A 17,212-nucleotide genomic window follows, 5' to 3' on the forward strand; every position below is an offset into this window, starting at 1 on the left:
CCTGCCCGTCCGGCTCGACAAGTGCCAGGGGCAGACCCTGCGGCTGCGGACGCGCGCCAACGGCCCCGACGTGACCTGGTCCTTCGCCCGGCGTGATCGGCGTTTGGTGCCTCCAGGACTCGGGCAAGGCCCGCCGCACGGCGGAGCCGGTCCTCCCCCGAGAAACCGGCTCCGTCCCCTGCTGCGCCCATGGCATCCGAGTCAGCTCTTCACCGAGCCCGCCATGAGCCCGCCGATGAACCACCGTCCGAGCAGGATGTAGACGGCGAGAGTCGGCAGTGAGGTGATCAGCGCTCCTGCCATCGCGGCGGCGTAGTCCGGTGACTGGGCGCCTGCCAGCGCGTTCAGCGCGATGGTGATCGGCCCGTTCCGGGTGTTCGACAGGAAGATCGCGAAGAGGAAGTCGTTCCACGCGGAGGTGAACTGCCAGATGACCGTCACGACGAAGCCGGGGATCGACACGGGCAGGATGATCGACCGAAACGTGCGCAGCAGACCGGCGCCGTCGACGCGGCCGGCCTCCACGAGGTCCTCCGGCACGGTGGTGGCGTAGTAGTTCCGGAAGATCAGCGTGCAGATCGGGATCCCGTACACGCAGTGGACGAAGATCAGCGTGGGGATCCCCGGCGGCAGCCCGATCGTGCTGACGATGTCCCGTAGCGGAATCATCACCGCCTGATACGGGATGAACATGCCGAAGAGGATCAGCGTGAAGACCACGTCGGCGCCGGGAAATCGCCAGCGCGACAGCACGAAACCGTTCGCGGCGCCGAGCAGGGAGGAGATGATGGCCACCGGTACGGCGAGTCCCACCGTGCGGAAGAAGGACGGCCGCAGCGCGTTCCATGCCTTCGCCCAGGACTCGGTGGTCCAGCGCTCCGGCAGGTCCCACTGCCCGGACACGCCGATCTCCGAGCCGGACTTGAAGCTGGTGACGATCAACACGTAGGCCGGCATGAGGACGACGAGGAGGAAGAACAGCAGGAGCACGTACTTGACGACCGGTCCGGCCACCGAGGTGGGGGTCCGCCGCCGGGCGGGGGATCGTCGCGGTATGGGTGTCGCCGGGGGAGTTACGACGTTCGAGGTGGTGGTCATGTCCGCTTCTCCTGCCGGTTGGTGTAGACGAGGTACGGCACGACGACGACGGCCACGACGACCAGCAGGATGACGCTGATGGCCGCGGCCTTGGCGTAGTCGCTGGTCAGCAACGCCTGCCAGACGTAGACGGCGGGGACCTCGGTGAGCCACTGCGGTCCTGAGACACTCATGATCAGGTCGAACATCTTCATCGACATGTGCCCGGCGATGATCACGGCGGAGAGGGCGACCGGCGTCAGCTGGGGGAAGATGACCCGGCGGTACATCTGGAAGGTGCTCGCCCCGTCGACCGCGGCAGCCTCCCGCAACTCCTTGGGTATCCCGCGGAAGCCCGCCAGGAACAGGGCCATGATGTAGCCGGACAGTTGCCAGACGGCCGGCATGGCCATGGCGGACATCCCCCAGTGCGGATTGGTCCACCACTCGCTCTGCAACACCTCGAGGTGCAACGACTGGAAGATGGCGTTGAGGCCACCGGCGCGTTCACCGGTGCTCGGGTTCATCAGCCACCGCCAGACGACCCCGGAGGCGACGAAGCTGACCGCCATCGGGAACAGGTAGACGGTCCGGAACACGCCCTCCGCGCGGACACCGCGTTCCAGCAGGAAGGCCCACAGCAACCCGATCAGCATGGTGCCGGCCATGAAGACGACGGTGAAGACGGTCAGGTTCTTCAGGGAGTGCACGAACCGGTCGTTGATGTCGTCGGTGAAGAGGTACACGTAGTTGTCGAGACCGACGAAGCCCTTCGAGCCCAGGGCGTCGTGCCGGTCCGAGAGGGAGACCTTGACGGTCCAGCCGATCAGCCCGTACACGAAGATCGCCAGGAGTATCAGCGAGGGTGACAGGAGCAGCAGCCCCGGCCCCCAGCGCCGCAGGTTCTTGCTCATCGCTTTCCTTCCCCGCGGAGGGGCCGCCCGCCCGCCCCTCGCCGGATCAGCTCGTGGCGTACTGGGACGTCGCCTGTGCCAGGGCGTTCTGCAGGGCAGCGGTGTCGAGGTCGGTGGAGAACTTCGCCACGGCGGAGTTCGCCGCCCCCTGCAACCCCTGGGAACAGGCCGCCCCGTGGGCACAGGACGGGACCTGGGCGAAGGTCTTCCAGTCGGCCATCGCCGATTGCTGGTAGGTGGGGTACTTCGCGGGGTCGGCGTCCGTCCGGGCCGGAATCGAGCCCTTCTTCGTGTTGAACGCCTGCTGTCCGTCGGTGCTGCCCACCGTCTTCAGCCAGCAGCGGGCGCCGTCGGGATTCGGCGCGTTGCGCGGCAGCGTGAAGGAGTCGGCCAGCCACTGGAACGTCTTGCCGTTGCCCGGGAAGGTGAAGTACCCGTAGTCCTTGAAGCCCTTGGCGTCCAGGTCGGCGGCCTCCCAGTCGCCCATGAGCTGGTACGCGGCCCGGCCGTTCATGATGAGCCGTTCGGCATCGGTCCAATCCAGGGCGTCGCGGTCCTGGTTGGAGTAGCCGAGCAGCCGCTTGTAGTCGTCGATTCCCTTGGCGACCTCGGCGCTCTTCCAGTCCGTCGCACCGTTCCACAGCCCGGTGAACTTCTGCGGACCCAGGTCGCTGATGAGAACGGTTTCCAGCAGCATCAGCTGGGTCCAGTCCTTGCCGAGCGCCAGTGGGGCCGCGACGCCGGACCGCTTCACCTTGTCGAGGGCGGCGAACAGCTGGTCCATCGAGGTGAGTGCCGTGGTCACCCCGGCGCGGTCCAGCACCTTCTTGTTAGTCCACACCACGTTGGCCCGGTGGATGTTCGCCGGCACCGAGTAGATCTTGCCTTGGTAGGTCAGGTTGTCGATCAGGCCCTGCGGGAACGCATGGCGAAGCCCCCATTGGTCGTACTCGCCGCTGAGGTCCTCGACCTGTCCGGCTTTGACGTAGTCCACGAGCTCGGCGCCCGCATGGGCCTGGAAGGTGTCCGGCGGCGCGCCGGTCTGCAGCCGGGAGGCGAGCACCTGCTTCGCGTTCGAGCCGGCTCCGCCGGCGACCGCGCCGTTGCGGAACGTCTGGCCGGGGCACTGCTGCCCGAAGACACCGACGAGCGCGTCCAGCCCCGCTTTCTCGCCACCGTCGGCCCACCAGGTGAACACTTCGACGGTGTTATTGCCGCCGCTGTCGTCGTTGCCGCCGCATGCCGACAGCGGCAGCACCACCGCCATGGCCGCGGCTGCCGCCGCGACCCGCCGTGAGATCCGCATCGCTCCTCCTACCGTTGACATCGTTGCCAGGTGGCTCGAGAGGGGCGTTGCTACCCGGATCGATCAACCGGAATCGCGGATCGGTGGTCCACGGCGGTGCCGCGAGGGACCGGCGGTGTCGCCCGCGCACGCCGTCGCTCAACGGTGCAGGACCCCGACGGTGATGAAGAGGATCAGAGCGATGAGGATGAAGGCCAGCAAACAGGCGAACAGAATCTTCACGACTTGTTGCCCGGCTCGTTCGTGCGGGTCTCATAGTCGCTGTGTCCGTTGGGGCAGCGAGGGATGGTGTGGCCCTGCTCCACGTGGACCTTGGCGTCGCACGTGGCGCAGTGGAAGTCACCGGTCTTCTGGGCCTTCTGCCCCGCGTGTGCCGCCATGGCGCAACCCCTTTCCGACGAGGGCGCCACCCATTGAGCGCCTCGGGCGACCGGCATTGCCCTGGATGCGGCGCTCCAACCGCCCGTTGACCCGGTTCCGACGGCGGCGCATGTACGGGATGCGGCGATTCCACGGCTGGGCTTGCGGGTAGGGCCGCCGGACCGTACCGATGAGGGAGGCGACGATGACGATCCACGACCATCAACCTGCAGACAGCGCAGCCCAGGTGGGAGTGGCCCAGCGGGCGATCGCGGTGCACGAGGATCACGACGAGGCGGAGCGCACCGTTCGGGCCCTCGCCGAGGCCGGGATCCCGGCGGGCCGGACGAGCATCGTGGGACGCGGTCTCGCCTTCGCCGACCGGGGCACCGGGCGGTTGTCGACCGGGGAGGTGACGGCACGGGGAGCGGTGTCCGGCCTGATCATCGGCGCCCTGACGGGGTGGCTCCTCGGACTCTTCGATCTGGTGACGGCGTCGGTGTCGACGTGGTGGCTGATCCTCAACGCCGCCGCACTCGGCGCCATGCTGGGCGCCACCATCGCCCTGGTCGGCTATGCCGCCACCGGTGGGCGACGGTCCTTCTCCACCGGGCCGACCCTGACTGCGTCACATTTCGACGTGCTCGTCGACGCGAGTCTGGCCGATCAGGCGGTCCGGGTTCTCGCCGAGCGGTGAGGCGGCGAGGGCTTTCACGACAGTCGTTTGCCGGGTGCGCACGCGGGTAGGGGCGCCGCCGGCCGGTCGTCGTACCGGATGTCGACCGTCGTAACGGAAGGGGTTACCCATGCCCGAGATCGTGGGAGAGAGCCTGGCGAAGCGCCTGATCGCCTGGGGGGTGGACACCGTTTTCGGGCTGCCCGGCGACGGCATCAACGGGCTCATGGAGGGCTTCCGGCGGCACTCCGACAGGCTGAAGTTCGTCCTCGTGCACCACGAGGAGGCGGCCGCGTTCATGGCGACCGGTTACGCCAAGGCCACCGGTCGGCTCGGAGTGTGTGCCGCGACGTCCGGTCCGGGCGCCATCCACCTGCTCAACGGCCTGTACGACGCGAAGCTCGACCACGCGCCGGTGCTGGCCATCACCGGCATGCAGGAGACATCGGTGCTGGGCAGCCGATACCAGCAGGAGGTGCACCTCGACCGGCTCTACCAGGACGTCGCTGAGTACAACCTCATGATCACGAACCCGCAGCAGGTGCCGGCGGTCGTGGACCTGGCCATCCGCAACGCCCTGATCAAACAGACCGTGTCGCACCTGACGTTCCCCACCGACATCCAGGTGGCCGAGATCGGCGAGGACCCGTACCGTCACGTCGGCCCGGGCCGGCCGCCCGCCAGCATGCCGGCGCTCGACCGGCCGCAACTCCCGCCGGGGGAGCAGGAGCTCCGCGCGGCCGCCGACGTCCTCAACGCCGCCGAGCGGCCCGTGATCCTCGTCGGTGTCGGCGCCAAGCGCGCCCGCGACGAGGTGATCGCGGTGGCCGAGAAGCTGGGCGCCCCGGTGGTCAAAACCCTGCCCGGCAAGGTGGTGGTCCCGGACGATCACCCGGTCACCACCGGGGGCCTGGGCCTGCTCGGCACGAAGCCGAGCGAGGAGGCCATGGAGGAGTGCGACACGCTGTTCATGGTCGGCACGTCGTTCCCGTACGGGAAGTACCTGCCGGAGCCCGGCAAGGTCAAGGTCGTGCAGATCGACTCCGACCCCACGTTGATCGGCCTGCGCATGCCCGTCGACGCGCCCGTCACCGCGGACGCCACGAAGGCGCTGCGGGGTCTGCTGCCGATGCTGACCGGCGGGGACGGATCTTTCCTGGCGAAGTACCGCAAGGAGATGGACTCCTGGCGTGCCGACATGGCCGCGCTCGAGGACGAGAGCCGGGACCCGATCGCGCCGCAGTACGTCATGGGCGTGCTCGACGACCTCGCCGCTGACGACGCCATCCTCACCTGTGACTCGGGCACGATCGCGACGTGGTCCGCGCGCCACTGGACGATCCGCGGCGACCGGCAGTTCTACCTGTCCGGCAACCTCGCCACGATGGCGCCGGGGCTGCCGTACTCGATCGCGATGCAGCACGCCTTCCCCGGACGACAGATCATCGCGTACGTCGGTGACGGCGGGTTCGCGATGCTCATGGCGGAATTCCTGACCGCCGTGCGCCACCAACTGCCGATCAAGGTGGTCGTCAACAACAACAACTCGTACGGGCAGATCCTCTGGGAGCAGATCGTTCTCGGTTATCCCGAGTACGCGGTCCGGCACCAGCAGCCCGAGGCGGACTTCTCCACCTGGGCCCGTGGCTGCGGGGCGTACGGCGCCAAGATCAACAAGCCCGGTGACGTCCGCAGTGCCATCGCGGAGGCCTTGGCACATCCGGGGCCGGCGCTGGTCGACGTGGACGTCAACCCCAACGAGCCGCCGATGCCGGGCAAGGTGAAGTACGAGCAGGCCAAGCACTTCACCGAGGCCTTCCTGCGGGGCCAGCCGCACAAGATGGCGACGATGGCTACCGTGGTCCGTGACAAGATCAACGAGCTCCGGGCATGACCACGGTCAAGCTTCCCGCGCCCGTCGTCCGCGTTCCCCGGGGCCGCGAGATCGACGTCGCCGCGCTGGCCCGGGACCTGGCGGCAGAGGTGGACGGCGAGGTCCGCTTCGACGCCGGGTCCCGCGCGGTCTACTCCACCGACGCCTCCAACTACCGGCAGGTGCCCCTCGGCGTGGTGGTACCCCGCACGGTCGAGGCCGGCGTGGCCGCCGTCGCGGTGTGCCGCCGCCACGGCGCCCCGATCACCTCGCGCGGCGGTGGCACGAGCCTGGCCGGTGAGTGCACCAACGTCGCCGTGATCATCGACTGGTCGAAGTACTGTCACCGCCTGCTCGACGTCGACGCCGAGGGCCGCACCTGCCTGGTGGAACCGGGCATCGTCCTTGACCTGCTCAACGATCGGCTCAAGCCCACCGGCCTCGAGTTCGGTCCGGAGCCGGCCACCCACAACCACTGCACGCTGGGCGGCATGGTCGGCAACAACTCGTGCGGGGCGACGGCACAGCGCACGGGCAAGGTGGTCGACAACATCGTGGAGCTGGAGGTGCTGCTCTACGACGGCACCCGCATGTGGGTGGGCGAGACGCCCGACGACGAGTACCAGCAGATCGTCGCCGGCGGCGGCCGCCCGGCCCAGATCTACCGTCAGCTGCGAGCCCTCCGGGACCGGTACCTGGCGCAGATCCGGACCCGGTACCCCGACATCCCGCGCCGGGTGTCCGGCTACAACCTCGACAGCCTGCTACCGGAGAAGAACTTCCACGTGGCGCAGGCGCTGGTCGGCACCGAGGGCACCTGCGTCACCGTGCTGCGCGCGCGCCTCAAGCTCGTGCCGATCGTCAAGGTCCGCGATCTGGTCATGATCGGTTTTCCCGACGTCGGCGCCTCGGGCGACGCGGTTCCCCGAATCCTGCCCCACCGGCCGATCGCCCTCGAGGGCCTCGAGCACAACCTGATCCACTTCGAACGGGTCAAGCATCTCCACCCGGACGCCCTGGAGTTGCTGCCCGAGGGGCGGGCGTACCTGATGGTGCAGATGGGCGGCGACACTCAAGACGAGGTCGATGCCGCCAGCGACCGGGTGCTGGAGTCCCTGGGACTGGACCGCGACGCTGACCGGGTGGTGTTCTTCGAGGACGAGCGGCACGAGAAACAGCTCTGGGAGGTGCGTGAGTCCGGGCTGGGCGCGACCGCCCGGGTGCCGGGGCTGCCCGACACCTGGCCGGGCTGGGAGGACTCGGCGGTCGACCCGGACGACCTCGGCGACTACCTGCGCGACCTCCAGGAGCTGTTCGGCGAGTACGGCTACGACCAGACGTCGTTGTACGGCCACTTCGGTCAGGGCTGCGTCCACTGCCGGATCCCGTTCGACCTCACCGCCAGCGACGGTATCGCCCAGTTCCGGTCCTTCATGCACCGGGCGGCCGAGCTCGTGGCCCGCTACGGCGGCTCGCTGTCCGGCGAGCACGGGGACGGCCAGGCCCGTGCGGAGCTGCTGCCGGTGATGTTCGGCGAGGAGTTGGTCACCGCGTTCGGGCAGTTCAAGGCGATCTTCGATCCGGACGACCGGATGAACCCTGGCAAGGTCACCGCGCCCAACCCGCTCGACGGTCAGCTGCGCCTGGGCGTGGATTACAACCACGGGGACGTGGCGACGCACTTCCAGTACCCGAACGACGAGGGCAGCTTCGGCCGCGCCGTGCTGCGGTGCGTCGGCGTCGGCAAGTGCCGGCGTCACGAGGGCGGGGTCATGTGCCCGTCGTACATGGCCACGAAGGAGGAGGAACATTCGACCCGGGGCCGGGCCCGGATGCTGTTCGAGATGCTCGACGGCACCGCCCGGGGCGGGGCGATCGGCGACGGCTGGCGCTCCGACGCGGTCAAGGACGCCCTCGACCTGTGCCTGGCCTGCAAGGGCTGCAAGGCGGACTGCCCGGTGAACGTGGACATGGCCACGTACAAGGCTGAGTTCATGGCCCATCACTACGCAGGGCGCGTGCGTCCGCTGGCGCACTATTCGATGGGCTGGCTTCCGGTGGCCGCCGCGGTGGTGACGGCGACGGCGCCGCGGCTGGTCAACGCGCTGTCGCATGCGCCGGGACTCGCCTGGCTGGCGAAGAAGGTCGCCGGGGTCGACACCCGCCGGGAGGTGCCGGTCTTCGCGGCCGAGACCTTCCAGCAGTGGTTCGCCGGGCACACTCCGCGCGGTTCCGGGGAGCGCGGTGAAGTGGTGCTGTGGCCGGACACCTTCACCAACCATTTCGACCCGAGCATCGCACGGGCCGCCGTGCAGGTCGTCGAGGACGCCGGCTGGCGGGTCGTCGTCCCCGATCAGAAGGTTTGCTGCGGGCTCACCTGGATCTCCACCGGGCAGCTCGAAACGGCAAAGCGGGTGCTGCTGCGTACCGTCGAAATCCTGCGGCCCCACCTGCGCGCGGGGCACCTGATCCTGGGCCTGGAGCCCAGCTGCACCGGGGTGTTCCGCAGCGACGCCGAGGAGCTGTTCCCGCACGACCAGGACGTGGAACGGCTGCGCCGGCAGACCGTGACCCTGGCCGAGCTTCTCACCCGGCACACGCCGGGCTGGGAGCCGCCGCAGGTGCGGCGCACCGCCCACATCCAGACCCACTGCCACCATCACGCGGTCATGGGCTACGACGCGGACACGAAGCTGCTGGCGGCGGCCGGTGTCCGGGCCGATGTCCTGGACTCCGGATGCTGCGGCCTCGCCGGGAACTTCGGCTTCGAGCAGGGGCACTACGAGGTCTCGGAGGCATGCGCGGAACGGGTGCTGCTGCCGGCGGTGCGCGACGCCGACCCGGGCGATGTGATCTTGGCGGACGGATTCAGCTGCCGTACGCAGGTCCAGCAGAGCGATTCCGGGGGGCGGCGCGGCGTGCACCTAGCCGAGTTGCTAGCGGCCGGGCTGGATGGCGACGACGGTCGCGGCGTGCCGGAACAGAGATGGGCGGACCGCCCTCCGGCGCCCGGGCGCCCGGTGCGATGGCTGACCAGCGCCACGGTCGCCGCGACGGCCGTGGCTGGGCTGGGATACGGGATCCGGCGATGGTTGCGCTGACCGCCGAGGCGTACACGATTCCTACCGACGCCCCCGAAGGCGACGGCACCCTCGCCTGGACGAGCACCACCCTGGTGCTCGTCCGGGCCGCCGGCACCGGGCAGACGGGTCTGGGTTGGACCTACGGGCCGCCCGCGACGGTGCAGGTCATCACCGGGATGCTGGCGGAGGTGGTCGTGGACACCGATCCAGACGACGTGCCGGCGGCGTGGACGGCGATGCACCGGCGCCTGCGCAACGCCGGCACCCGCGGCATCGGCGCCCTGGCCCTGTCGGCTGCCGACAACGCCCTGTGGGACCTGAAAGCACGCTGCCACGAGATGCCGCTGGCGCGGCTGCTGGGCACCGCCCGCCCCAAGGTGCCCGTCTACGGCAGCGGCGGATTCACCACGTACGACGCCGAGCAACAGCACGCCCAGCTCTCGCACTGGGTGCACGAGCAGGGCATCCCCCGGGTGAAGATCAAGATCGGCGAATCGTGGGGCACCGACGTACCCCGGGACCTGGCCCGCATGGCCGCTGCCCGCAAGACCATCGGCGAGGCGGAGCTGTTCGTCGACGCCAACGGCGGTTACCGGCGCAAACAGGCGATCCGCGTCATGCAGGCGGCCGCCGACCTCGACGTGCGCTGGTATGAGGAACCGGTCAGCTCCGACGACCTGCCCGGGCTCGCGCAAGTGCGCGACGCCGTCCGAGCCGACGTAGCGGCCGGGGAGTACGGCTGGGACCTCGACTACTTCGAGCGCCTGGCGCCGTCCGTCGACTGCCTGCAGGCTGACGTCACACGCTGCGCAGGCATCACCGGCTTCCAGCGGGCCGCCGCCGTGGCCGCCGCCCACGGCCTCGAGGTGTCCGGGCATTGCGCACCCCACCAGCACCTGGCGGTGGCGGCGGCGACACCGAACCTGCGGCACCTTGAGTGGTTCCACGACCACGTACGGATCGAGGGCATGCTCTTCGACGGCGCGGCCGGTGCCGCGGGTGGCGCCGTCGCGGTGAACCGGAGCTCGCCGGGCAACGGGCTCAACTTCCGGGACGCCGACGCGGAACGCTGGCGGTCGGCCTGAGGGACGGCTCCCATACCCTGCCGACGGCTCCCGTCGTCGCGGTCCGGGAGATCGGTGAGGGGAGGCAATCATGCTGGACTTCCTGCGGGAGCTCAGGGCCAACGGTGTGGTGACGCGCGTGGCCGCCATCGCCGCGATCGGTGGCTTCCTGTTCGGCTACGACACCGGGGTGATCTCCGGCGCGCTGCTGTACATCAAGGAGGACTTCGACGCCGGCTCCTTCGAGCAGGAGGCCATCGTCTCGGTGCTACTGCTGGGAGCCGCCGCCGGCGCCCTGCTGTCGGGCTGGCTGGCCGACCGGATCGGCCGCAAGTGGACGAAGATCATTTCCGGGTCGGTGTACGTGATCGGCGCCCTCGGGTGCGCCTTCGCCATGAACATACCGATGCTCATCGGGTTCCGGGCCCTCCTGGGCTTCTCGGTCGGCACCGCCTCGTTCGTCAGCCCGATGTACATCTCCGAGGTGGCGCCGCCCAAGGCGCGCGGAGGCCTCACCTCCTTCAACCAACTCGCCGTCACCACCGGCATCGCGACGGCCTACCTGGTCAACTACGCCTTCAAGGACGTTCCCGGCGACTGGCGCTGGATGCTCGGCGTCGCGGTCATCCCCGGCGCCGCTCTGGCGATCGGGATGCTCACCGTGCCGCGCACCCCACGCTGGCTGGTCGAGCAGGGCCAGGACGACAACGCCCGCAAGGCGCTGGAGCGACTGCGCGCCGGTACGGACACCGATCCGGACGAGGAACTCGACCAGATCCGGACGAGCTCGCGGGAGGCCCGCCGAACATCGACGCGTGACCTGCTCCGGCCACCGGTCCGCAAGCTGCTCGTCGTGGGTCTGGGGCTGGCGATCTTCCAGCAAATCGTCGGGGTGAACACCGTCATCTACTACGCGCCGACGATCCTGCAGCAGACCGGGCTCGGCGCGGGCAACGCGATCACCCAGACGCTCACCGTGGGACTGACCAACGTGGTCTTCACCGTCGTCGCGATCCTGCTGCTCGACAAGGTGGGACGCCGCCCGCTGCTCATCACGGGAACCGCCGTCGCGGGGGCCGCCCTGCTCGGCCTGGCGGCGTACTTCGCCTTCCCCGTCCTGCAGGACGGCGCTCCCTGGCTGGCGCTGGTCTCGCTGCTGGTGTTCATCGCCGGGTACGCCGTCGGGCTCGGGCCGGTCTTCTGGCTCATGATCAGTGAGATCTTCCCGCAGCGGCTGCGCAGCAAGTCGATGAGCGTCACCACCGTGACCAACTGGTTGGCCAACTTCGCGGTCTCCGCCACGTTCCTGACCCTCGCCGGAGCGATCACGCGCCAAGGCATCTTCGTGCTCTACGCCGCCATGGCCGTGGCCGCCGTGCTCTTCTTCGCCCGGTGGGTACCCGAGACGAAGGGGCGCACGCTGGAGGAGATCCAGCGGGACGCCGGTGCCGACGATCATGTCCCGGCACGGGCCGAGCGCTGACATCCGATTCCGCCGGACCGGTCGGGCAGCGCTGGCCGGTCCGGTTGTCCCGGTAAACGCCCACTGTCGTCGAAGGAGCGGGAAGAGTGCTGTTGCTGGCCTTCGCCATGGTGCTGCTGCTGGCCGTCCTGGTGTCCGCACGGGCGAAGCGCACGATCCTGTCCACGGCGGTGTTGTTCCTGGTGGCCGGGTTCGTCCTCGGCGAGGACAGCATCGGAGTGATCGACCTGCACGCGGACACGTCGACCGTCGGGACGCTGGCCGAGCTCGCGCTCTTCGCCGTGTTGTTCACCGACGGCATGCGGGTCGGCTGGTCCGATCTCCGGTCGGCGTGGCAGCTGCCCGGCCGGGCGCTCGGCTGGGGTCTGCCGCTGACCCTGGCGATCATGGCGGCGGTGGCGCACTGGCTGGTAGGGCTGCCGTGGCCCGAGTCGTTGCTGCTCGCCGCGATCCTGAGTCCCACCGATCCGGTGTTCGCGTCGGCGCTGGTCGGCAATGAGCAGGTGCCGGGACGGCTGCGGCACCTGCTCAACGTCGAATCGGGTGTCAACGACGGGCTCGCCCTGCCGTTCGTGATCGTGTTCCTGGCCGTGGCCGCCAGGTCGCACGATCTGCATCTCGGGCGGATCGCTCTGGAGGTCGCCGGTCGGCTTGCGATCGGGGTCGTCGTGCCGATGGTGGCGATCCTGCTGAGTAGGGCGCGGTTCTTCGGGGCCTCACCGGCGTACGAGCCGCTCAACGGTCTGGCGATCGGGCTGCTCGTGCTCGCCTTGGCGCAGGTCTCGCACGCCAATCTGTTCCTCGCCGGGTTCGTTGCCGGCGTCACGGTGGCCACATGCGGCCCGGGCCAGCGGCAGGCGTTCGAGCAGTTCGGGGAGAACATCGCCGAGCTGCTCAAATTGGCCGCGCTGCTGGTGTTCGGCGCCGTGCTCTCGGTCGGCTTCCTCGGCGAGGTTTCGTGGCAGGGCTGGGTGTTCGCGTTCGTCGCCATCTTCCTGGCCCGCCCGATCGCCCTGTGGGTGTCGTTCCTGGGCTCGGACCTCGACATGGGGGAGCAGGCGGCGGCGATGTGGTTCGGGCCCAAGGGCTTCGCGTCGGTCGTGTACGGCCTACTGGTCCTCAACTCCGGCATCGGGCTGGCGGATCCGATCGTTCACCTCGTGGCGGTGACGATCGTGGTGTCGATCGTCCTGCACTCCTCCACGGACGTGCTCGTCGCCCGCCGCTTCGACACGGCGGCGGAGGCACCGCACTGGCACGCCGCCCTGCAGCGCGGATCCGAGTCGTGACCACCGCTCCCGCCGGCCGAGGAGCCGACCGGCGGGAGCTCACCGGCGAACGTCACGACTCGACGTTGTGGGCCGCGAGCAGCTCCCGGCCGCGGACGTCACTGATCATTTCCGGCGCGACGGTCTCGCCCCGGCGCAGCACGCTGACCGCCCCGGTGCGTTCCAGGATGACGGCGGCGACATCCTCGTACCGGTGAATCCCCGACAGCCGCAGCTTCTGTCGCAGTTCGTCCTCGACGACGTGGGCGCTGCGCAGATTGTCGTGCAGAACCGTGCCGTCGGCCATGAGCAGGACCGGCGGGCTCAGGAGCGTCCGGTTGACCCGGCGGCTCCGCCGGAGCAGGCCGAAGATCGCCTGCATGGCCAGCAGCGTCACCATGCCGAGCAGTCCCCCGCTCAAGGTCGGCGTGTACCCGAGGACCGCCCGGCCCATGACAGCACCGAATGCGACGGTGGTGGCCATGTCGAAGCTCGACATGGTCGCGAACGTGCGCTGCCCGACCACCCGCACCATGAGCAGGAACGCCAGGTAGAGACAGACGGTCGAGACGATCACCGTCGCGGCGTCGTCCCACCTCAGACCCAGGCGCACTGTCGTGTCCCTCCTTCGATGTCCGGAGGGACGGGTGCTACCCCTGGTCGCGGCGATCAATCGAACGGATCGCAATCAGCACAAGCCGCAGGCGTGAGGAGGAAAGCACCGTGAACCGCCCGGGTCACGGGCGGCCCGGCCCGTGTCGACGTCTCATGCGCCGTGGGGCCAGTCGCCCTGGACCGCGGTCTCGACGAGGTCGGCGTCCCGCTCCAGGCGCGAGCGCTCCACCTCATCCAGGTCCTGCCGGGCGGCCACGGCACGGGTACGCGCCAGCTGGTCGAGCAACGCGTCCTGGTCGCCGCCGCGTCCGGCCCACGCGACCTCCCGCAGCAGGCGCAGGATTCGGCCGAGAACCTCCGGCTCACCGGCGCCGTAGCGGCGGGGCTGGACGACCGCCAGGTCCAGCAGCGACGCGAAGCTGGGACGGGCGAGGATCACCCTGGTCCGGCCGGCGCCGTCCGGCACCTGCCGGGCTTCGCAGTCGTGGCGCGCTGCCTCGCACAGCAGGGCCGACGCGTGCCCGAGGGCGTGGACCGCGGTGGTCGGGTCGTTGACCGACGGCGACAGCGCCTTGACGGCGACATCGGTGATCTGGCGCAGCCCGAAGGCGACGTCCTGCGCGGCGGTGCGTTCGAACGACATCTGCAGGGCAGCGTCGACCTTTCCCTGCAGAGCCTCTCGGCTGGAGTCGTCGACGGGTGAGCCGTCGAGGTGCCACGCCTTGCCGACCGGTGTCCCGGCCACCACCGAGGCGCCGGGCAGCCGGTCGATGCTGATCACGACGTCCGCGGCGTCGGCGGCGCGCAGCAGCTGGTCCTCGTCGGCAGACGCGAGGAAGCCGGACCGCCCGGCGCAGAGAACGACGCCGGGCCCGGCCGGTGTCTGCGTGCGCCGGATCGGCCCGGGCGGCGACATGGTGTGCCGGATGGTGCGCCTGCCCTCGCTGTGCACGTCCCGCAGCATGGACTCCACCCGGATCTTCTGAGCGAGGTGCGCGAGGAATCCGACCACCGTCAGGACGCTGACCACGGTGAGTGCGTACGCGACGGTCACGGACAGGCGCGGCACGAACGCGGCGATGTCGTCGTCGCCGCCCCGCACCGTCCGCAGCACGGTGAGGGCGTACGCGAAGGTGCCGAGCAGAATCGCCAACGCCGCATGCACGAAGCGGTCCTGCGCGAAGGTCCGCAACAGGCGTGGCGAGTACTGCCCGCTCGCCAGCTGCAGGGTCACGACCGTCAACGAGAAGGTCAATGAGGTGACCGTGATCAGCGAACCCGCCACGGTCTGCAGCACGCTGCGAGCGGCCTCCGGGCCGCCGGAGAACAGGACGGTCGCCAGCGTGGGTGACAGATCGTCGAGCAGGCGGGCGTCGAGCCGGGGCATCAGCACCGCCAGCCCGGTCGCCGCCGCCACGGCCATCACCGGCAGGGGCCAGATCTCGGTTCGCAGCCAGTCGGTGAAGACTCTGCGCCGGATGCGGGAGGGGATGCGGGGCGACATCGCTGCGGACCTCCAGGTGCCGGTCTGGTAAGGGCCATCGGGCGGTACGCCGGCCGTGGATTCGTCCTTCCGGCCCGCCATACCCCCGTGGTCCGGCTTTTACGCGGCCGGCGATCCCGGCGCTGACCCCCGCGCCGTGAAGCGTTCGAGCGCAGGGGCCGCGATCAGCCGGCGGCGTTTGCGCCCCGGGACGCGGGGCAAGGCGGGCCGCATGCCTGGATGGTTGCAAGCGGGTGGCTGGGGCCTCCTGGCCGGGTCCGCCCTGATGGTGGGCGCGGCGGTCGGCTACCTGGCGCGCGTACCCCAGAAGATCATCGCCTCGGTGATGGCGTTCGGCGCCGGAGTCCTGCTGTCGGCCGTGGCCTTCGAGCTCATCGCGGAGGCGCACGAGCAGGCGGGACTGGCCGCCACCGCCCTCGGCGCGGTCGGCGGCGCCGTGATCTACACCGGTTGCAACGTCCTGCTCGCCCGGCGGGGCGCCCGGCACCGTAAGCGGTCCGGTGAGCAGCAGCCTTCCGAGGACGAGCAGGGAGGGTCGGGCCTCGCCCTGGCGCTCGGCGCGCTGCTCGACGGCGTACCGGAGTCGATCGTGATCGGCACCAGCCTGCTGGGCGGTGGCGCGATCAGTGTCGTGACGGTCGTCGCCGTCTTCATCAGCAACGTGCCCGAGGGTCTGTCCAGCGCAGCCGGCATGCGCCACGCCGGGCGGTCGAAGGCGTACGTGTTCGGGCTGTGGACCGGCATCGCCGTGATCAGCGGCCTCGCCGCCGTGGCGGGCTTCACCCTGCTGGGCGGCGCGCCCGCCGCCGTCCTCGCCGCCACCACCGCGCTCGCGGGCGGGGCGATCCTCGCGATGATCGCCGACACCATGATCCCGGAGGCCTTCGAGAAGGCGCACCTGCTCATCGGCCTGATCACGGTCATCGGGTTCCTGGTGGCGTTCTCGCTGTCCCAGGCCGGTTGAGCGTGTGTGATCCGGGCGCACCGGGTACGCCATCGCCGTGGCTGAGGAGAACAATGAGGGCGGCAGCACCCGTACGGTGATCGTGGCGGTTTTCGCCAACCTCGCGATCGCCTTGGCCAAAGTCGTCGCCGCCCTGCTGACCGGGTCCGCGTCGCTGTGGGCGGAAGCGGCTCACTCCACCGCGGACACCGGCAACGAGGTGCTCCTGTTCGTCGGCTGCGCCGCTCGGCGAAAGAGCCGGACGCCCGGCATCCCTTCGGATACGGCCAGGAGCGGTACTTCTGGACGTTCCTGGCGGCGCTCGGCATCTTCCTGGTCGGCGGAACCCTGTCGATCGGCGAGGGCGTGCGCAGCCTGTTGATGCCCGAGCCGCTGGAGTCGCTGTGGGTCGGCATCGCCGTCGTGGTGGTCGCCTTCGGTTTCGAGAGCTACTCATGGCACACCGCGCGCAAACAGCTGCGGGCGGAGTCGCAGCAAAGGCAGCGATCCCTGGTCGAGCACCTCCGGCGCGCCTCCGACCCGAGCGCCACGACCGTGTTCCTGGAGGACACCGCGGCGCTGATCGGTTTGGTTCTGGCCCTGGCGGCGCTGCTGCTGCACGCGGCGACCGGCTGGGACGCGGTGGGGAGCATGGGCATCGGCGTCCTGCTCATCGTCGTGGCGTTCCTGCTTGCGCGCCGCTCCAAGACCCTGCTGCTGGACGAGTCGGCGCCGCCGGACGTGCTGGAGCCGATCCGCGCGCAGCTCAGCCGGGCGGACTGGGTGGGTGAGGTGCGTGAGCTGCACGCCGTGTACGTGGGACCGGCCAGTCTCCTGGTGAACGCCTGGATCACCCCGGCCCAGGCGACCTGCCGGGAGCCCGCCGCGCACTTGGTCCGCCGCATCGCCCAGCTGCGCTCCCAGCTGCTCCGCCATCCGGCCATCGAACAGGTGACGGTGACGGTGGACGGCGAAGCCGCCCGTGCACCGTTTCCGGATACCGCCGTCGGGTAGGCGGGCCGGGACCGCACGCTACGGATGATCGG

The 17,212-nt window shown here is 69.9% G+C and carries 13 protein-coding genes and 1 pseudogene; 8 read left to right on the forward strand and 6 right to left on the reverse strand.

Annotation, left to right across the window (positions count from 1 at the left end; all coding sequences use genetic code 11):
• Positions 1-201 precede the first annotated feature (201 nt).
• The 4 genes from AB0F10_RS02185 to AB0F10_RS02200 all read right to left on the reverse strand — a co-directional run bounded on the left by AB0F10_RS02185 (position 202) and on the right by AB0F10_RS02200 (position 3,677).
• Positions 202-1,098 (reverse strand): carbohydrate ABC transporter permease, encoded by an 897-nt coding sequence (locus AB0F10_RS02185; RefSeq protein WP_360619969.1) that lies wholly within the window; start codon positions 1,096-1,098, stop codon positions 202-204.
• A complete protein-coding gene (locus AB0F10_RS02190; protein ID WP_360619970.1) occupies positions 1,095-1,991 on the reverse strand; it encodes a sugar ABC transporter permease in 897 nt (298 codons plus the stop codon). Before AB0F10_RS02190 ends, AB0F10_RS02185 begins: the two co-directional genes overlap by 4 nt.
• Positions 1,992-2,037: 46 nt before the next feature.
• A complete protein-coding gene (locus AB0F10_RS02195; protein WP_360619971.1) occupies positions 2,038-3,297 on the reverse strand; it encodes an ABC transporter substrate-binding protein in 1,260 nt (419 codons plus the stop codon).
• Between the two features lie 218 nt (positions 3,298-3,515).
• Positions 3,516-3,677, reverse strand: a complete 162-nt coding sequence (locus AB0F10_RS02200) for a hypothetical protein (RefSeq protein WP_360619972.1) — start codon at positions 3,675-3,677, stop codon at positions 3,516-3,518.
• 185 nt (positions 3,678-3,862) lie between these two features.
• Here AB0F10_RS02200 and AB0F10_RS02205 point away from each other — a divergent pair, with 185 nt between their 5' ends.
• The 6 genes from AB0F10_RS02205 to AB0F10_RS02230 all read left to right on the forward strand — a co-directional run bounded on the left by AB0F10_RS02205 (position 3,863) and on the right by AB0F10_RS02230 (position 13,125).
• Positions 3,863-4,354 (forward strand): general stress protein, encoded by a 492-nt coding sequence (locus AB0F10_RS02205; protein WP_360619973.1) that lies wholly within the window; start codon positions 3,863-3,865, stop codon positions 4,352-4,354.
• Between the two features lie 109 nt (positions 4,355-4,463).
• On the forward strand, positions 4,464-6,227 hold the full coding sequence (locus tag AB0F10_RS02210) for a thiamine pyrophosphate-dependent enzyme (RefSeq protein ID WP_360619974.1): 1,764 nt from the start codon (positions 4,464-4,466) through the stop codon (positions 6,225-6,227).
• On the forward strand, positions 6,224-9,307 hold the full coding sequence (locus AB0F10_RS02215; RefSeq protein WP_360619975.1) for an FAD-linked oxidase C-terminal domain-containing protein: 3,084 nt from the start codon (positions 6,224-6,226) through the stop codon (positions 9,305-9,307). Before AB0F10_RS02210 ends, AB0F10_RS02215 begins: the two co-directional genes overlap by 4 nt.
• Entirely contained in the window at positions 9,295-10,374 is a 1,080-nt protein-coding gene (locus AB0F10_RS02220) for an enolase C-terminal domain-like protein (RefSeq protein WP_360619976.1), read from the forward strand. Before AB0F10_RS02215 ends, AB0F10_RS02220 begins: the two co-directional genes overlap by 13 nt.
• Positions 10,375-10,444: 70 nt before the next feature.
• Entirely contained in the window at positions 10,445-11,836 is a 1,392-nt protein-coding gene (locus tag AB0F10_RS02225) for a sugar porter family MFS transporter (RefSeq protein ID WP_360619977.1), read from the forward strand.
• A gap of 107 nt (positions 11,837-11,943) precedes the next feature.
• Complete coding sequence (locus AB0F10_RS02230) at positions 11,944-13,125, forward strand: cation:proton antiporter (protein WP_360620029.1); 1,182 nt, start codon at positions 11,944-11,946, stop codon at positions 13,123-13,125.
• 52 nt (positions 13,126-13,177) lie between these two features.
• Here the strand turns inward: AB0F10_RS02230 and AB0F10_RS02235 are convergent, their stop codons facing one another.
• Positions 13,178-13,717, reverse strand: coding sequence for a YetF domain-containing protein (locus tag AB0F10_RS02235; protein ID WP_360619978.1), 540 nt, complete (start codon positions 13,715-13,717; stop codon positions 13,178-13,180).
• A 153-nt stretch (positions 13,718-13,870) separates the two neighbouring features.
• Positions 13,871-15,223, reverse strand: coding sequence for a DUF2254 domain-containing protein (locus AB0F10_RS02240; RefSeq protein ID WP_360619979.1), 1,353 nt, complete (start codon positions 15,221-15,223; stop codon positions 13,871-13,873).
• 211 nt (positions 15,224-15,434) lie between these two features.
• On the opposite strand from AB0F10_RS02240, the gene AB0F10_RS02245 reads away from it, so the two are divergent.
• The gene (locus tag AB0F10_RS02245; protein WP_360619980.1) at positions 15,435-16,187 is read left to right on the forward strand and encodes a ZIP family zinc transporter; all 753 of its coding nucleotides are present in this window, start codon (positions 15,435-15,437) and stop codon (positions 16,185-16,187) included.
• A gap of 82 nt (positions 16,188-16,269) precedes the next feature.
• Positions 16,270-17,180: pseudogene (locus tag AB0F10_RS02250) on the forward strand (cation diffusion facilitator family transporter).
• Positions 17,181-17,212 lie beyond the last annotated feature (32 nt).

It is taken from the genome of Actinoplanes sp. NPDC026623 (assembly GCF_040638275.1).
Taxonomy (GTDB): Bacteria; Actinomycetota; Actinomycetes; order Mycobacteriales; family Micromonosporaceae; genus Actinoplanes.

Excerpts from the sequence above, each read along its gene's own strand:
- AB0F10_RS02185 (WP_360619969.1), bottom strand. The coding sequence starts at position 1,098 with ATGACCACCACCTCGAACGTCGTAACTCCCCCGGCGACACCCATACCG.
- AB0F10_RS02190 (WP_360619970.1), bottom strand. The coding sequence starts at position 1,991 with ATGAGCAAGAACCTGCGGCGCTGGGGGCCGGGGCTGCTGCTCCTGTCA.
- AB0F10_RS02195 (WP_360619971.1), bottom strand. The coding sequence starts at position 3,297 with ATGCGGATCTCACGGCGGGTCGCGGCGGCAGCCGCGGCCATGGCGGTG.
- AB0F10_RS02200 (WP_360619972.1), bottom strand. The coding sequence starts at position 3,677 with ATGGCGGCACACGCGGGGCAGAAGGCCCAGAAGACCGGTGACTTCCAC.
- AB0F10_RS02205 (WP_360619973.1), top strand. The coding sequence starts at position 3,863 with ATGACGATCCACGACCATCAACCTGCAGACAGCGCAGCCCAGGTGGGA.
- AB0F10_RS02210 (WP_360619974.1), top strand. The coding sequence starts at position 4,464 with ATGCCCGAGATCGTGGGAGAGAGCCTGGCGAAGCGCCTGATCGCCTGG.
- AB0F10_RS02215 (WP_360619975.1), top strand. The coding sequence starts at position 6,224 with ATGACCACGGTCAAGCTTCCCGCGCCCGTCGTCCGCGTTCCCCGGGGC.
- AB0F10_RS02220 (WP_360619976.1), top strand. The coding sequence starts at position 9,295 with ATGGTTGCGCTGACCGCCGAGGCGTACACGATTCCTACCGACGCCCCC.
- AB0F10_RS02225 (WP_360619977.1), top strand. The coding sequence starts at position 10,445 with ATGCTGGACTTCCTGCGGGAGCTCAGGGCCAACGGTGTGGTGACGCGC.
- AB0F10_RS02230 (WP_360620029.1), top strand. The coding sequence starts at position 11,944 with ATGGTGCTGCTGCTGGCCGTCCTGGTGTCCGCACGGGCGAAGCGCACG.
- AB0F10_RS02240 (WP_360619979.1), bottom strand. The coding sequence starts at position 15,223 with ATGTCGCCCCGCATCCCCTCCCGCATCCGGCGCAGAGTCTTCACCGAC.
- AB0F10_RS02245 (WP_360619980.1), top strand. The coding sequence starts at position 15,435 with ATGCCTGGATGGTTGCAAGCGGGTGGCTGGGGCCTCCTGGCCGGGTCC.